The 17,445-nt window shown below is 68.8% G+C and carries 6 protein-coding genes; 5 read left to right on the top strand and 1 reads right to left on the bottom strand.

Annotated elements, in window-relative coordinates:
* Window positions 1-3,396: a M10 family metallopeptidase C-terminal domain-containing protein gene (locus tag ASE72_RS21015; protein ID WP_082445868.1), complete on the bottom strand. Its 3,396-nt coding sequence runs from the start codon at window positions 3,394-3,396 to the stop codon at window positions 1-3.
* 379 nt (window positions 3,397-3,775) lie between these two features.
* Between ASE72_RS21015 and ASE72_RS04575 the strand changes: the two genes are divergently transcribed.
* The 5 genes from ASE72_RS04575 (at window position 3,776) to ASE72_RS04555 (ending at window position 17,430) form a co-directional block, all read left to right on the top strand.
* Window positions 3,776-12,232, top strand: a complete 8,457-nt coding sequence (locus ASE72_RS04575; RefSeq protein WP_056017205.1) for a BapA/Bap/LapF family large adhesin — start codon at window positions 3,776-3,778, stop codon at window positions 12,230-12,232.
* Window positions 12,233-12,348: 116 nt separating this feature from the next.
* Window positions 12,349-13,659 (top strand): TolC family protein, encoded by a 1,311-nt coding sequence (locus tag ASE72_RS04570; protein WP_235532228.1) that lies wholly within the window; start codon window positions 12,349-12,351, stop codon window positions 13,657-13,659.
* Entirely contained in the window at window positions 13,656-15,794 is a 2,139-nt protein-coding gene (locus tag ASE72_RS04565; protein ID WP_056017200.1) for a type I secretion system permease/ATPase, read from the top strand. The genes ASE72_RS04570 and ASE72_RS04565 overlap by 4 nt, the downstream gene beginning before the upstream one ends.
* Window positions 15,791-16,978 (top strand): HlyD family type I secretion periplasmic adaptor subunit, encoded by a 1,188-nt coding sequence (locus ASE72_RS04560; RefSeq protein WP_056017197.1) that lies wholly within the window; start codon window positions 15,791-15,793, stop codon window positions 16,976-16,978. Before ASE72_RS04565 ends, ASE72_RS04560 begins: the two co-directional genes overlap by 4 nt.
* Window positions 16,975-17,430, top strand: coding sequence for a MarR family transcriptional regulator (locus ASE72_RS04555; RefSeq protein ID WP_056017194.1), 456 nt, complete (start codon window positions 16,975-16,977; stop codon window positions 17,428-17,430). Before ASE72_RS04560 ends, ASE72_RS04555 begins: the two co-directional genes overlap by 4 nt.
* The last annotated feature ends 15 nt before the right edge of the window (window positions 17,431-17,445 follow it).

Raw genomic sequence — 17,445 nt, 5'->3', positions numbered from 1 at the left:
CTACATGAAGAAATCGTTCGCGCTCAGGAAGTGGTGGCCGAGCAGCGCGATCGAGAAGTCGGCTGCGGACCCGGTATCGGTATTGCCCTCGACGACGGTGTATTCGCGGCCGCCGATCATCTGATAGCTGTAGCGAAGCTGTTCCGGCGCGGTGAAGCGCGCGCCCATTCCGATCAGGTTGAACGACTGGTCGCCACGCGCGAAGATCGAGCTGTTCGCGTCGATCATCGACAGGTCGATCTTGTCCTGTCCGACCGTGAAATCGTTGATCACGTCGCGCAGCGAGGATGCCGGGCTGTCGCCCTTCGCCTCGAACCGGAAGATGTCCGCGCCCGCGCCGCCGGTCATCACGTCCTGATCGTCGCCGCCGGTCAGGATGTCGTTGCCGTCACCCCCGGCGAGGGTGTCGCGGCCAGTGCCGCCGATCAGCGTGTCGTTGCCCGCCCCGCCATTCAGCGTGTCGTTGCCAAGACCACCGATCAGGCGATCATTGCCGCCGAGACCGTTCAGCACGTCGTTACCCCAGCTGCCGTCGAGCACGTCCTGTTCGCCCGTGCCGTTCATCGTCTCGGCAAAGATCGTCCCCGTCCGGGTGATGCCGACGATGTCGGTCACGCCGATCGACAGTATCTGCGTGTCGACCGCGCCCCGGGTATCGGTGGCGACCACCGTCACCGCATAGATGTTGTCACGGTTCGCGTCGGTCGGCGTCTCGAAATCGGGCGCGGTCGCGAACTTCAGTACGCCGGTGGTCGCATCAATCGAGAAATTGGCGCCGTCGCCGCCCGTGGCGATCGAGTATCGGATCGAATCGCCCAGTGCGATATTGGCGTCGGTCGCGGCGATCGTCGTCAGCGCGGTGCCGTTCTCGGCGATCGACAGCATCCCCGTCGTGCCGCCGCCGAACGACGTGATCGCCGGGCCGACATTGGCCTGATGCCCGATCCTGACGGCATGGACGCCGATCGCGCCGAGGTCGATCGTCAGGATCTCGCCGATCTGGCTGGCGATGGTCGCGCCGGTGACGGTCGTCCAGTCGGTGCCCGGCGCCTTGAGATCGACCGTCACCTTGCCTTCGCCCTCGACGGTGAACGCCAGATCGCGTCCGTCGCCGCTGAGCGTTTCCAGCGTCGCGCGCATCGGCAGCGCGGTGATGTGGGTCACGTCGTCGGCGACCGCGCCCATCGTGATCGCATAGGTCCCGCCGGTCCTGGGGAGGAACACCGTGTCGGCGTCATAGGCGTACCAGCCCGCGACGTTCCGGATCACCTGTCCGCTCGCCTGTCCGTCGATGTCGAGCGAGAAGGTGCCCGTGGTCGCACCGACCGTCGCCGTTATCGTGTTGCCGGCAACGGCCGAGGTGATCGTCGCGTCCTGGAACGCGCTGACCCGGGTCGCGAGATCCGCGAGCGTCACGAACTCAAGCCCGGCTCCGGCGGCACGCGCGATGAAGTCGGTGAACATCTGCTTGGCATAGGGGCTGACGGTGCCGTCGCTGGTCCACATCGTCGGGCCGTAATCATGCCATGGCCATACCACCACGGGCGCGTCCGCACCGCTCGTCAGCGCGCTGAATTCCTTCGCCCAGGCCGCGCTCGCCTCGGCCACCGTCTTCTTCTGGAACTCGATCAGCGAGAAATCGAACGACGTGTTCGGCGCGATATAGACCTTGTCGTCCGCGGCGTTCTGCGGCGTCATATAGCCGATCGCGTTGGGATAGCCCGCGCCGACGCCCGAATAGCCGCCGCTGAGATACGTCACATATTTCAGGATTTCCTGGCTGGTGGCGATCTGCTCGGGCGCGCCGGGCACTGCTGCGCCGCCGACCGTCACGGCCTTGCCGAGATACGCGCTCAGCTGTTTCTCGAGCTCGGCGCGCGACTGGCCGAACTCGGACGCGATCTGCGCGTCGGTCAGCAGGTTGGTGTTCTCCGGATGCGTATAGCTGTGCGAGCCAAGCTCGTTGCCCATGTCGAGCAACGCCTTGTAATAGGGCAGCGACACCGCCCAGTCGGTCGACTGGCCGTTTGCGGGGTCGTTGCCGATATTGACGTAATAGCTGCCGACGAAATTATACGCCGTCTTCCATTCGGTCAGGATGGGCATCAGCTTGTCGTAGATGCCGGGCGCGTTGTTCGCCGGATTGACCTCCGCGGCCTCCTGACTCTGATCCATGTCGACGCGCGACGCGAACAGCCCGGACTGGCGGGTCATCTGCAATCCGACCGACAGGCCATTGCCGTGGACCGAATAATCGATCGCCTTTTGCAGCAGGTTGTCGTCGGCCATGACCGCTTCGCTCGAGAAGAGGACGTTGCGGCCCCCCGTCTGCGTCGCGAGCGCGGCCGCATAGGTCTGGCCGTTGACGGTCTCGGTCGCGATCGTCGTCCCCGTGCCGCTGACGCTGGTGAACGCGTTCCAGCCGATCCCGTTATATTGGCGGATCACCTGACCCTCGTCATAGCCGTCGAGCACGAGATGCGCCGCGTCGCTCGCCTTGAGCGTCACGTCGGCCGGGAAACCGCCGGTCACGCGCGTCGCGTCGAACAACAGCTTCATGCGCGAATAGGAGTCGCCGGCGAGTGCGGCGTTATCCGCGCCGTTGGTCATGAACTCGCCCGCCGCGACCAGCCCGATCCCGAACTGCCTGGTCGCCTGTTCGAGCGTCTGCGCGATCAGGTCGGCCTTGCCCGCATCGACGTTGCGGAACGACGGGAAAATGATCGTGTCGTATTTCGCGAGCGTCGCCAGACTGGTCAGGTCGCTTTCGTTGAGCACGTCGAACGGCACGCCCGCCTGCATCGCCCGGCTCTGTGCCGCCATGAACAGCTGCGAATAGGCGGTCTTGCTGAAATAGGCGTTGGCGGTGGTTTCGGACCAGACGATCGCGACGCGGTGCGCGGGGTCGGCGACGAGACCCGTGTCGTTGAACACCGTGAACGGCGTGCTCGAATAATTGCCCGGCAGGAACGCGGTGTCGTTGACGTCGTAGATCGTATCGATCGCCTGCGGGGTGCCGATCGCGACCTTGGGCACGCGGAACTCCACCGTCATGCGGTCCGCCGACCATGCCGCCTTCAGGCCGCTCGCCACCAGCGTTTCGCCCGCGGCGCCGCTGTATAGCGAGACGGTCCCGTCGGCGGCGAAGTTGACATTGTATTCGGCGCCGCCTGCAAAGCCGAATACCTGATGCCCCGTCGCGGCGTTGCGATCGGTATTGAGCCAGGCGGTCGTGTTCGCGCCGATCGCGGTCGGCGCCGTCATCGCAAAGGCGAAATCGGCACCGTCGCTCCGCGCGTAGATCGCGTATCCCGTCCCGAGCCCGCGATCGATCCGGTCGCCCGGCGCCCAGTCGTTCAGGTTACCGTCGAGCGTGATCGGTGTTGCGTTCGCCATCATTCGTCCCCGTTGCCCCAGCTTTTGCAAAGCGGTCGTCGTCGCAACCCACCGAGCAGTGTCGATCTGCGCGTAGCAAGAGCGGCGCCCGCTCCGGAACTCTCCATTTTTTTGCAATTCCGGGCACATGTGCCAACCGGGCACGACGTCGCACGGGCCATCGCCCGGCGCGCTCAGCCGCTGTGCCGCGTCATATTCTCTGCCGCCGCCGGCCCGACACGCGGGCGCCGACCGAATTGATTCCGAAAACGGAATCGACGCGGCCGGGCGTCCGCGACCCCCGTTTCTGGTTCCGAGACAATGGAATGATCGCGCGTCGCCGACGCGCGGTGCGGCCGCGGAGCAGTCCGACGATCGTGCACCAAAAGGGGAGAGTCCGATGAACGCCGAAGTGATCCTGAAGTCGACTGGTGCCGTGACCGAAGTTTCGGGTGACGTCGTCGACCTGACTGCGCCGAGCATCGTCCGCCTCGATCTGGCCCGCGCCGATATCGCGACGATGGAGCGTCAGGGCAGCGACCTCGTCATGCGGCTGGCCAATGGCGAACAGATGCGCGTCGCCGACTTCTATCCCGAGGGCGATGCCGCGGTCCCCCACGACCTCGTGCTGCGCGAAAACGACGGGACGCTCTGGCATGCGCGCACGGTCACGGGCGTGCCGCGCTATGCCGCGTTGCAGGACCTTGACGATCTCCTCGCGGCGCAGGCGGCGGGGGGTGGCGGATCGTCGCTCGCGCTGCCGGCGGCGTTGCTCGGTGGTGCGGCCGCGGCGGGTGCGGCGGCGGCGGCGGCGGGTGGCGGCGGCGACGATGATGCCGGCGGCAATACCGGTGGCGATACCGGCGGGACCACGCCGGGCCAGCCTGTGCCGGGAACCGGCGGCACGACGCCCGATCGGGATCCTCCCGCCGGGCCGAGCGTGACCGTGCGCGGTGACGGCGCGCAGATCACCGGGCGCGGCGAGGCCGGTGCCACGGTCCAGGTGCGCGGTACCGACGGCGTCGTCGTCGGCACCGGCGTCGTCGGGGCGGATGGTTCCTTCACCGTCACGCTGTCGCCGCCCCGCACGGGCGGCGAGCCGCTTGTCGTCACGCAGACCGACGCTGCGGGCAACGTGTCCGCGGCGACATCGACGCAGGCGCCCGACCTGACGGCCCCCGCGGCACCCACGGCAGAAATCGGCGCGGATGGCGCGGGGATCACGGGGCGTGGCGAGTCCGGTGCGACCGTCACCATCCGCGACGCCTCGGGTGCGGTGGTGGCCACCGCGATCGTCGGCACCGACGGCACCTACACCGCGACACTGACGCCCGCGCAGGCGAATGGCGGCACGGTTTCGGTCACGCAGAGCGATGCGGCGGGCAATGTCTCCGCGCCCACGACCGTCTCGGCGCCCGACATCACCGCGCCAGGCGCACCCACCGCTGCGATCGGCGCGGACGGGGCGAGCATCACCGGCACCGGGGAGGCGGGGGCCAGCGTCACCGTGAGCGACGCCGCTGGCGCCGTCGTCGCCACCGCGACGGTTGCAGCGGACGGATCCTACAGCGCCTTGCTGTCGCCGGTGCAGGATTCGGGCGCGCCGGTGACCGTCAACCAGACGGACGCGGCAGGTAACGCGTCGGCTGGCGTGACCGTCGCGACGCCCGATCTGACCGCGCCCGGTGCGCCCGTGGCGACGCTGGATGCGACCGGGTCGGTCGTGAGCGGGACGGGCGAGCCAGGTGCGCGCATTTCCGTCAGCAGCACGGGCGGCGGCGAGATCGGCACCGCGACGGTCGATGCCCGCGGGAGCTACAGCATCATCCTGTCGACGCCGCAGGGGGACGGTCAGGCGGTGGTCGTGACCCAGACCGATGCCGCGGGCAATGTGTCGCCCGGCACGTCGCTGACCGCGCCGGATATCACCGCGCCCGCCGCGCCCACCGGGGTCGTGGCGGCCGATGGCGCGAGCATCGCGGGCACCGGCGAAGCGGGCGCGACGATCACGATCCGCAGCCCCGTTGGCGCGGTGGTCGGAAGCGCCGTCGTGGGTGCCGATGGCAGCTATGTCGCGGTGCTGTCGCCTGCGCAGATCGATGGCGAGCTGCTGAGCGTCCGCCAGGCCGACGCCGCAGGGAATGTGTCGCCACCCGCGGACGCCGCTGCGCCCGATCTCGTCGTGACGGCCGGTCCCGATGCGCCGACCGCCGCCGTCGGTGCCGATGGATCGAGCGTGGCGGGGACCGCCGCTGCGGGTGCGACCGTCACGGTGTTCGATGCGGCCGGGGTCGTGATCGGAACGGGCGTCGCGGGTGCCGACGGGGGATACGGGATCGCGCTCGCGCCGCCGCGCACCGATGGCGAGACGATCCGCGTCACGCAGACCGACGGCAATGGCGCGGTTTCGCCGCCCGTCACGGCGATCGCACCCGACCTGACCGCGCCCGACGCGCCCGCCGCTGCCATCGACGCGACGGGCTCCGTCGTCACCGGGACGGGGCAGGCCGGCGCCGCCGTCACCGTGCGTGCCGCCGACGGGACCGTGATCGGTACCGCGACGGCCGGCGCGAACGGTGCGTTTGCGGTGACGCTGACGCCTGCGCAGACCGATGGCACCAGCGTCGCGGTGACCCAGGCGGACGGCGCGGGCAACGTGTCCGCACCGTCGACGATCGCGACCCCGGATTTCGCCGTACCGCTCGCACCGACGGCCATCGTCACGGCCGATGGTGGTGCCGTGACGGGTGGTGGCGAAGCCGGCGCAAGCGTCGTCGTCCGCGATGCGTCGGGTGTCGTGCTGGGCACCGGTACGGCTGGCGCCGATGGCGCGTTCACGGTCCGCATCGCGCCGGCACAGGCCAATGGCGAGACGCTGAGCGTCACCGTCAGCGACGCGGGCGGCAACGTCTCGCCCGCGACGGTCGTCACGGCGCCCGATATCACCGCCCCGGCACTCCCCGTGGCGCAGATCGACGGCGATGGCGGAACGGTGGCGGGTACGGGCGAGCCCGGGGCGACGATCACGGTCCGCGACGCCACCGACACCGTCATCGGCACCGCGATCGTCGCGGCCGATGGCAGCTATTCGGTCACGCTGACCCCGGCGCAGACCAACGCCGAAACGGTCCGCGTGTCGCAGGTCGATGCCGCGGGCAACGTCTCGGCATCGGCCTCGGTGGTCGCGCCCGACTTCACCGCCCCCGCACAGCCCAGCGCGACGATCGCCGGGGACGGCGCCAGCGTCAGCGGAACCGGCGAGCCCGGTGCCGCGATCCTGATCACCGGTGCGACCGGCGCGACGCTCGGCACGGCGGTCGTCGCCGGCGACGGCAGCTACACGGCCCCGCTCGATCCCGCACAGGCCAATGGGGAGGCACTGCGCGTCGTCCAGACCGATGCCGCGGGCAATGCGTCGGCGCCGTTGCCGCTGACCGCGCCCGACATCACCGCGCCGCCGGCCCCCGGTGCGACCCTCGACCCCAGCGGTGCGGTGGTCACGGGAACGGGCGAGATCGGCGCGCGCGTCACCGTCGTCGACGGCGCGGGAACGCTGCTCGGCTCGGCGATCGTCACCGCGCAGGGCAATTACAGCATCACGCTGTCGACGCCGCAGATCGACAGCCAAGCCCTGAGCGTGGCGCAGCGCGATGCCGCGGGGAATCTGTCGCCCGCCACCGGCCTTACCGCACCGGACATCACCGCACCGGGCGCACCGATCGCGCAGGTCGGTGCCGATGGCGGCACGGTGACGGGGACCGGCGAACCGGGCGCGACCGTCGTCGTCCGCACGCCTCTCGGGGGCGTCGTCGGCACCGCGATCGTCAACGCCGACGGCAGCTACTCGGTCGCGGTGACACCCGCGCAGATCGACGGGGAGGTGCTCGTCGTTCGCCAGACCGACGCTGCCGGCAATGTCTCGCCGATTGCGTCGGCGGTCGCCCCCGATCTGGTGGCGGACACGGCCCCCGACGCGCCGACCGCAACGGTGGGTAGCGATGGCGCATCGGTCGGCGGCGCAGCGATCGCCGGCGCCGCGATCACGGTCTATGATGCGACGGGTACCCAGATCGGGACGGGTGTCGCAAACCCGGACGGGCGTTATGCGGTAGCGCTGAACCCCGCGCGGATCGACGGCGAGATCGTGCGCGTGACGCAGACCGACGCCGATGGCGACGTGTCGCCGCCTGCGACCGCGATCGCCCCCGACCTGACCGCGCCAGCCGCACCGACGGCGGCGATCGACAATACGGGTGCGGTCGTCACCGGCACCGGCGAGCCCGGCGCGACGATCACGATCCGGGCGGCCGATACCACGCTGGTCGGCACCGCGACGGTCGGTGCCAACGGTGCCTATGCAGCGACGTTGACCACGATCCAGATCGATGGCGAGGCGCTGTCGGTCGCGCAGATCGACGTGGCGGGCAACGCGTCGCAACCGATCGCATTGCGCGCACCCGACTTCACCGTGCCCGCGGCACCCGTCGTGCAGATCGGCGGCGACGGCAGCGTCGTGACGGGTACGGGCGAGGCTGGCGCGACGGTGACGGTGCGCGATGCGGCGAACGTGGTGATCGGCACGGCAACGGTTGCGATCGATGGCAGCTTTACCGCGACGCTGACGCCGGCGCAGGCGAATGGCGGTACGCTCAGCGTCGTTCAGGCGGATGCCGCCGGTAATGCCTCCGCAGCGGTTCCGCTCGTGGCGCCCGACATCACCGCGCCCGCGGCTCCGGTGGTGCAGATCGCGAATGACGGCATTACGGTCACCGGAACCGGCGAGGCCGGGGCAAGCGTGACCATCGTCGTGGGGGCTGTCACCGTCGTGACGCAAGTTGCCGGCGATGGCAGTTTCGCCGCCACGCTGAGCCCCGCGCAGGTCAACGGCGAGACAATCACCGTCACCCAGGCGGATCCGGCGGGCAATGTTTCGGCAGCCGCGATCATCGTCGCACCCGATCTCACGGTCCCCGCTGCACCCACGGCGACGGTCACGCAGGACGGCGCCAGCGTCGTCGGTACCGGTGAAGTCGGCGCGCGGATCGTCGTCACCAACGCGGCAGGCGGAGTCGTCGGCGTCGCGGTGGTTGCGGACGATGGCAGCTTTAGCGCGAGACTCGATCCACCATTGCTGGACGGTGAACGGCTGACGGCGACGCAGACCGATGGCGGTGGCAATATCTCGCCGCCCGCGGTCGCGGTTGCACCCGATCTCACCGCGCCTCCGGTCCCGACGCTCATCGTCGCGAACGACGGCGCCTCGGCCAGCGGTGTCGGCGAGGCAGGCGCGACGGTGACGTTGCGCAACCCGGATGGCAGCGTGATCGGCAGCGTCGTGGCGGCCGGCGACGGCAGCTTTACCTTCGCGCTTTCGCCGCCGCGTCTCGATGGCCAAATCCTGTCGGTGACGCAGGCCGATGCGACCGGCAACGTGTCGGTGGCCGCGTTTGATGCCGCGCCCGACACGACCGCGCCGGCCGCACCAACCGCGTTTATCACGACGGATGGAGCGACGGTCCAGGGCGTCGGCGAGCCTGGGGCCACGGTAACGGTCAGAGGGATCGGCGGCGTGCCGCTGGGCAGCGGTGTCGTCGCCGCGGACAGCAGCTATTCCATCGCGCTGGGCTCGGTGCAATCCGATGGTCAGGCGTTGCTCGTCAGCCAGCGCGATCCGGCGGGCAATGTGTCGCCCGACACGCCGGTCACGGCACCCGATGTCACGCCCCCGGCGGCGCCGACGGCAATTGTCGCGATCGACGGCGCAAGCGTGACGGGTGTCGGCGAAGCGGGTGCGACGGTGACGATCCGCGATGCCGACGGCTTGCTGCTGGGAAGCCAGGTCGTTGCGATCGATGGCAGCTATACGGTGACGCTGTCACCCCCGCAGACCGATGGTGAATTGCTCAGCGCCAGCCAGCGTGACCTGAACGGGAATGCGTCGCCGACAACGTCGGTGTTCGCGCCGGATACGACCGCCCCCGACGTCCCAGTCGCCATCGTGTCCGCGGACGGGACGTTCGTTACAGGCCGTGGCGAGCCCGGGACGACGGTGACGGTCACCGGCGCTGGCGGCGGAACGCTCGGCACGGCGACCGTGGGGGCCGGGGGGACATATGCGGTTGCGCTGTCATCTCCGCAGATCGATGGCCAGACGCTGAGCGTGACGTTGACCGATAGCGCGCGCAACGTCTCGTTGCCCGCCACGCCGATTGCCCCGGACGGCACCGCGCCACTGGCGCCGACGGCGAGCATCACCGCAGACGGCACCGCTGCGGTCGGGATCGGGATCGTGGGTTCGACGATTACCGTCACCAACGCCGCTGGCCTTGTGCTGGGCACCGCGATCGTCGCTGCCGATGGCAGCTACGCGGCACCGCTCGATCCGCCGCAGCGCAACGGCGAACTGCTCGGCGTCGTCCAGGCGGACATCGCCGGCAATTTTTCGCCGAGCATTCCCGCCGTCGCCCCCGACACGACCGCGCCCGCTGCGCCGGCCGCCGTCGTCGGCAGCGAGGGAACTGTCGTCGTCGGCAGCGGCGAGCCGGGCGCAACCGTCACGATCACCTCGTCTGGCGGCGTCGTGCTCGGTACGGCGGTGGTCAGCACCGCAGGTGCCTATGTCGTGACGCTCGCAACCGCCCAGCGTAACGGCGAGACCGTCGTCGCGACGCAGAGCGACGGGGCCGGGAACATCTCGGGCAGCACGACCGCGGCCGCTCCCGATCTCACCGCGCCGCCGCCGCCGACCGTGACGGTCATCGCGGACGATGGCGCGGCGCTGACGGGCCGTGGCGAAGCCGGTGCGCGCGTCGAGGTCCGCGCGCCTGACGCCACGCTGCTCGGCAGCACGACCGTCAACGCGGATGGCAGCTTCGCCGTCGGTCTTGTCCCGGCACAGACTGCGGGCGCGACGCTGAGCGTCACGCAGGCCGATCTCGCCGGGAACGTGTCGTTGCCGTCGACGATCGTCGCACCGTTCGATATCTCGGCATTCGACAATGTCGATACCGCGGCGGTCGACCTGTTGCCGGCCACGACCGCGGTGAACCTCGGCCAGGCGGACTATCTGGCGTTGGTCTCGCTGAACGTCGTCAACCTGCAGGCCGAAGTACTGACGACGGGCAACGTCCGGTTCAGCGTCCAGCAGGGGCACAGCCTCGATGCCGTATTCACCTTCGGCACCGTGGCCGACATCGAAGTCGCGGGGTCCTATGTGGTCGCGGTCCAGCGGCTCGAAAACGGTCGCTGGGTCTCGGTCAACGGGACCGGTGCGGCATCGCTGCTCGAGATCAACGTGATCAACGGCGATCTCGTCGCGACCAATACGCTGGGGCCGGGCGAGTATCGCGCCTTCGCGACGGTGCAGGGCGGGGCCGCGGGTGTCGCCTTGCTGAGCGCGCTGAACGTGACGGGTGTCGACTCGAATTTCACCGCGGTCGCGGGCGCTGCCCCGATCCCTGCGACGGGCAACGTCATCACCGAGGCGGGACCGGGCGGTGAGCTCGACATCGTCGGTCCGGGTACCCGCGTGGTCAGCGTGACCGTCAACGGCGTCACGACCGAACTCGCGCCCGACGGCAGCACGGTCACTGGTGCCTGGGGAACGCTGACGATGAACCGCGATGGCAGCTACAGCTATGCGCCGACCGCGGATGTCGCGACGATCGGGAAGACCGATGTCTTCACCTATACGCTCATCGATCCGACCGACGGGGAGCGTGCGAGTGCCAATCTGTCGATCACGATCGGCAGCCCGGACATCGGCGGCACGCCGGTCGCGGTCGCGGACCAGGCGTTCGCCGACGTCACGTTCCAGAATGTGGTGACAACATTGCCGCCGGCGCAGGCGTTCTCTTTCTCTGCCGGGCTTACCGGTTCGCGCAGCGGCAGCTTCGCCGTCGCCCCGAACACGTCGAGCGACATCACGATCGTTGCGGATCGTCAGGCGGGTCTCGGGCTTAGCGTGCTGCCGCAATATACGGTCACGATCCGCAATTCGAGCGGCGCGACCGTGCGAACGGCATCGGCGACCGCAGTGGCGAACGGTCTTCTGGGCACATCGACGTTCACCTTCGACGATCTTCCGAGCGGCGCGTACACCTATACCGTCGCGAGCCAGAGCACGCTGTCGCTGGGCAGTTTCACGACGAACGTGTCGCTCGGTTCGAGCACGACCTTCCTCGATCAGTTCACGCTGGCGAGTGCCGAAACGGCGACGGGCAATCTGCTCGCCAATGACAGCGCGAACACGGCGTTCGCCGCGATCCGCGTCGATGCGGGTGGGGGCTTTACGGAGATCGGCGCAACACCCGTCACGCTGACCGGCGTATATGGGACGCTGACCGTCAACGAGACGGGGGGCTATGTCTATCAGCCAAGCGCGTCGCTCGGCTATTCGGCGGTCGATCTCACGGACAGCTTCACCTACCAGCTCGTCCAGCCCAACGGGGTCGCTTCCAGCGCGGTATTGACGGTGACGATCGACGTGCCGGCGGACGGTCCTGCGGTTGCCCCCGTGCCGGCAACGCTGTTCGCCGCATTCGCCGCGGGCGAGGACGGCGCGATCCCGCTGGACGCGCTGACGCTCGACAGCGGCGAATCAGCGATCGTGACGCCCGACGGCGCCGCAATCGGCCTGGCCGCCTATGATCTGTTTGAGGGGAAAGGCGAATTGGAGGACGTGCTGTCGCACTATCTGACAGAACCACAGGCTGATCCGGCAAGCGATACAGCCGAATTCGTTCATCCGGCTGCGGTCGAAAACACGATGCTCCCGGTGGTCGAGGACCCGTTCAGCTTCCTCGCGACGTTGCCCGATCAGGACCAGAACGGAACTGTCACCAATCATGTCGTATAAAAGTCCAAACTCGGGAGAATATAGACCCAATTCAGGATCTTATCGTCGATAGACTTTATAAGATTTGTTAATGATCTCTGTCCCTTTCTGGTCGGCATGAAAGGGACAGAGATATCGTGATCAACCCGAATCTTGCCGGCGCAATGCCGTTTGTTCTCAGTATCCTGCTGGTTGCCACACCGTGCGCGGCAGGGCGTGCGGCGGATGCATCGCCGGTGACGCTGGAAGGCGCTGCGCGCGAGGCGGTCGAATGGCATCCGTCGCTGATCGAGGCGGCGGGGATGCTGGCGGCGCGGGGCGAGGACGTGAAGGCGGCGCGGGCCGGGTATCTTCCCACGATCAGCGCGGGCGTTGGCAGCGGCTATGACAGCCGGGTGTCGGGGACCCTGCGTCCACGGCCGCAGGTCGGCGCGTCGCAGATGCTGTTCGACTTCGGCAAGGTCTCGAGCGAGATCGCGGGGGCGAATGCAGGTACGCGGATCGGCCGTGCCGAGATGCTGCTCGCGGTCGACGCGCTCATCCGCGACACGGGCTATGCCATCATCGAGTATCAACGCGCGGCGGCGCAGCGCGACATCGCGCGCGAACAGGCGCAGCGGGTCGAGGAGATCGGCGACCTGGTCGGCAAGCGCGCCGCGCTCGGTGCGGCGACGCGCTCCGACGCGCTGCAGGCACAGGCGCGGGTCGAGGCGGCGGTCGCCAACGTCGCGACGGCGGAGGCCGCCGAGCGGCGCTGGGCGAGCAACCTGGCCTTCCTGCTCGGGCGCACCACGCCGCCGCCGTCGGTGTCGGGCGAGGTGCCCGACTGGCTGATGCGCAGTTGCGCGGGCCCTGCGCCGGTCTGGGATGCGGTACCGTCGGTGATGGCTGCGGACGCACAGGCCGAGCGCGCGGTCGCGGCGCTGCGCCGCAGCCGGGCAGATCGCTACCCGACCGTATCGCTGGGCGGGGATGCGTCGACCGACATCACCGCACCGTTCGGCGACCGGGGAATCTTCAATTTCGGATTGCGCGTCTCCAGCAACATCTTCGGCGGCGGCATCACGCGCGCGCGCGTCCGCGGCGCGTCGTACGAGCTCGAAGCCGCGCAGGCCGCGACCAAGCGGATACGCAACGAGAACAGCCAGCGCTTCGCCGAAGCCCGCCAGCAGATCGACAGCCTGTCGCAGGTCGTCGCGACGCTCGAATCGCGCGAGGGCAACATGCGCGAGACGGGGCGTCTGTATCGGATCCAGTATCTCGAAATGGGCACCCGCACGCTCGTCGACCTGCTCAACGCCGAACAGGAGTTGCAGCAGGTCCGCTTCGAGGCGGTGAACATCCGGCAGAATCTGCGCCGGCTCCAGGTGGATTGCCTTTTCCTGTCCGGACGGATGCGCGACGCCTTCCATCTGTCCGGCACGTCGGTGCGCGGGGTGATGCTGTGAGCACGCAACTGGCAAGCGTGCCCGCGCTCGAGGGCTGGCTCGATCTGCTTGGCCGGGTCGCGCGCCATTACCGCCTGCCGGTGTCCGAGCAGCGCGCGCGGCTGGCGGCGCAATGGGATCTCGGCGGCGATGACGAGGCGCGGATCCGGACGCTTGCCCGCGCGACGGGGCTCGGCGTCCAGTTCGTGCCGTCGAACGCGATGCGGCTGACCAGCTGGCGCCTGCCGGCCATCGTGCGCCTCAACGACGGCGAGATCGCGCTGATCGAGGGGATCGACGCGGATGGGTGCGCGCGGCTGGCGATGCCCGGCGATCGCGGCGGGCAGGCGCGGCTGTCGCTCGACGCGGTGCTTGACGGGGCGACCAGCTTCGTCGTCCCGCGTCCGTCGCGCTCGGCGCCGGACGCACGCGTCGACGCCTATATCCGCCCGTTCGAGGATCACTGGCTTCGCGACATTTTGATGGCCGATGCCGGCTCCTATGCGCATGTCATGGTGGCGTCGGTGGTGACGAACTGCCTCGGGCTGGCGGGCGTGCTGTTCTCGATGCAGGTCTATGACCGGGTCGTACCGGCGGGGTCGATCCCGACGCTCACCATCCTGTTCGTCGGCGTCCTGATCGCGATCGGGTTCGATTTCGTGTTGCGGCGTCTGCGCACCGATATCGTCGATGTGCTTGGCAAGCGCGCGGACCTGCGCATCTCGGACCGCGTGTTCGGCCATGCGCTGCGCGTTCGCAACCGCGCCCGTCCGGCCTCGACCGGGACCTTCATCGCGCAGCTTCGCGACCTCGACCAGGTCCGCGACATGCTGACGTCGACGACGGTGGCGACGGTGGCGGACCTGCCGTTCTTCTTGCTGTTCCTCGGCGTGCTCTGGTATGTCGGCGGTGCGCTCGCGCTCGTGCCGCTTGCCGCGCTGATACTGCTCCTGCTCCCCGGCCTTCTCGCGCAGCGCCGATTGCGCATGCTCGCGACCGAATCGATGCGCGAATCCTCGCTGCGCAACGCGATGCTCGTCGAGGCGGTGCAGGGGATCGAGGACGTCAAGGCGCTGCAGGCCGAAGACCGCTTCCATCATCAGTGGAACCATTACAACGCAGTCGCCGGAGAGGCGCAGCTGCGTCTGCGCGGGCTCACCAATGGCCTCTCGGTCTGGACGCAGAGCGTGCAGAACGGCGTCTATGCCGCGATCATCTTCGTCGGCGCGCCGCTGGTCATCGCGGGCGACATCACCACCGGCGTGCTCGTCGCGACCTCGATCCTGGGTTCGCGGATGATGGCGCCGATGGCGCAGGTGACGCAGTTGCTCAGCCGGTTCCAGCACGCGAAGGTCGCGATGGGCAGCCTCAACCAGATCATGGCGCTTCCCGTCGACAGCGCGGACGCGGATCATCGTATCCCGCTGCCTGCGGCGACGGGCGACTTCACGTTGCGGTCGGCGGTGTTCACCTATGCCGATCCCAATGCGCCGCCAGCGCTGACCGTCGCCAGTCTGGACATCACCGCCGGCGAGCGGATCGCGTTGCTCGGGCGTAACGGCGCGGGCAAGTCGACGCTGCTTCAGGGGTTGTCGGGTATGCTCCAGCCCGTCTCGGGTGAAGTGCTGATCGACGGGCTCGCGCTGCACCAGGTCGACCCCGCGGACGTTCGCCGCGACATCGGCCTGCTCACGCAGCACAGCCGCCTGTTCCACGGCACGCTGCGCGAGAACCTCACGCTCGGGGCGCCCGCCGCCTCCGACACCGAGATCGTCCAGTGCCTCGCGATGGTCGGTGCGAGCGCGATGGTCAGGCGTCTGCGCGACGGGCTCGGCCATGTCGTGCAGGAGGGCGGGCGGGGGCTGTCGGGTGGCCAGATCCAGGCGCTGCTGCTCGCGCGGATGCTGCTCCGCCAGCCGACGATCGCGCTGCTCGACGAACCGACCGCGTCGATGGACGAGGGGACGGAGCGACATTTCATCGAGCAGCTCGGTGCCTGGAGCTGCACGCGGACTCTCGTCGTGGCGACGCACCGGATGCGGATGCTCGACATCGTCGACCGGATCATCGTCATCGACAATGGCGCGGTGATTCTCGACGGACCCAGGGACCAGATTCTCGCGAAGATGCGCGGAACGCGGAGTGCGGCGGCATGACCGGGGTCGCGATCGACGACGACCATCTGTTCGGGGGAGAGGGCGAGACACGGCTCACGACCGCGACGCGGCTCGTGTGGATCCTGGCCGCTCTGTTCGTCGCGGCGCTCGCCTGGGCCTGGTTCGCGGCGCTCGACGAGGTCGCGACCGGCGAGGCGCGCGTCGTGCCGACCAGCCGCGAACAGGTCATCCAGTCGCTCGAGGGGGGCATCCTGACCAAGCTGTCGGTGCGACAGGACGATATCGTCAAGCCCGGACAGTTGCTGGCGCAGCTCGATCCGACCCAGGCGGGCTCGACCGTCGAGGAGAGTGCGGCGAAATATCGCGCGGCACTCGCCAGCGCGGCGCGGCTCCAGGCGGAGGCGAACGGAACCTCGCTGACCTTCTCCGCCGAACTCGATCGCTTCCCCGATCTCAAGGCGGCGGAGACCCGGCTGTACGAGACCCGTCGCCGCAGCCTTCAATCCTCGCTGCAGCTGATCGACCAGAGCCTGTCGCTGATCGGGCGCGAGGTGGCCATCGGCCAGTCGCTGATCGCGGTCGGTGCGGCGAGCAACGTCGAGGTGCTCCGGCTGCAACGCCAGCGCGCCGAGCTCGAACTCAAAAAGGCCGACCTGCGATCGCAATACATGGTCGAGGCGCGGCAGGACTTTGCCAAGGTCACCGAGCAGGTCGATTCGCTTGCCCCCGTCGTCCGCGGCCGGTCGGATACGCTGTCACGGCTGACCTTCCGGTCGCCGGTGCGCGGCGTCGTCAAGAACATCGAGGTCTCGACCGTCGGCGGCGTTGTCCCGCCCAACGGCAAGTTGATGGAGATCGTCCCGCTCGACGAGCGCCTGCTGATCGAGGCGCGCATCCAGCCGCGCGACATCGCCTTCATCCGTCCCGGCCAACCCGCAAGCGTGAAGGTCACTGCGTATGATTATTCGATCTATGGCGGTCTTGCCGGCACCGTCGCGAGCATCTCGCCCGACACGATCCGCGACGAGGTGAAGCCCGACATCCTGTATTACCGGGTCTTCGTGCGAACCAAGGCGGATTCGCTGACCAGCAAGTCGGGCCGGCAGTTCGCGATCACGCCGGGCATGGTTGCGACCGTCGATATCCACACGGGCAGCAAGACCGTGCTCCAGTATCTGCTCAAACCGCTGAACCGGGCACAGGAGGCGTTGCGCGAACGATGACCGACAGCGAACGCCGCCTCCACAATCCCGATCAAGGGACGAACCGCCCGCAGATCCCGCCGGTCCTGCTCGCGCGGGCACGCCAGGCGCGTCGGCTGCGTGCGACGATGAGCGCGTTCCTGCCACAGGACCTGCTGGTCGATCCGGCGTGGGACATGATGATCGACCTGTTCATCGCCGCCGGCACCGGCGAGCGGCTCTGCGTCAAGGATCTGATTCTCCTTTCGGGGGAAAGTCCGGCAAGCGCGATGCGGCGTATCGACCGGCTTCAGCAGGCGGCGCTGCTTGCGCGGCATGCTGATCCGAAGGACCATCGCCGCGTTCACGTCACGCTGACCGACACCGGTCTGACCGCAATGGCCGCGATGCTCGAGCATCTGTTCGATCGTGGCGAGGAAGCGGAGGTCCCGGCGACCCCACGGTCATTCCGGCCGGGCGCGCTGCGCGGCTGAGGGCCGATCGATCGC

This window comes from Sphingomonas sp. Leaf20 (assembly GCF_001421535.1).
Classification (GTDB): domain Bacteria; phylum Pseudomonadota; class Alphaproteobacteria; order Sphingomonadales; family Sphingomonadaceae; genus Sphingomonas.
This window is presented reverse-complemented; position numbering and strand designations above follow the sequence as displayed.

Excerpts from the sequence above, each read along its gene's own strand:
- ASE72_RS21015 (WP_082445868.1), bottom strand. The coding sequence starts at position 3,396 with ATGGCGAACGCAACACCGATCACGCTCGACGGTAACCTGAACGACTGG.
- ASE72_RS04575 (WP_056017205.1), top strand. The coding sequence starts at position 3,776 with ATGAACGCCGAAGTGATCCTGAAGTCGACTGGTGCCGTGACCGAAGTT.
- ASE72_RS04560 (WP_056017197.1), top strand. The coding sequence starts at position 15,791 with ATGACCGGGGTCGCGATCGACGACGACCATCTGTTCGGGGGAGAGGGC.
- ASE72_RS04555 (WP_056017194.1), top strand. The coding sequence starts at position 16,975 with ATGACCGACAGCGAACGCCGCCTCCACAATCCCGATCAAGGGACGAAC.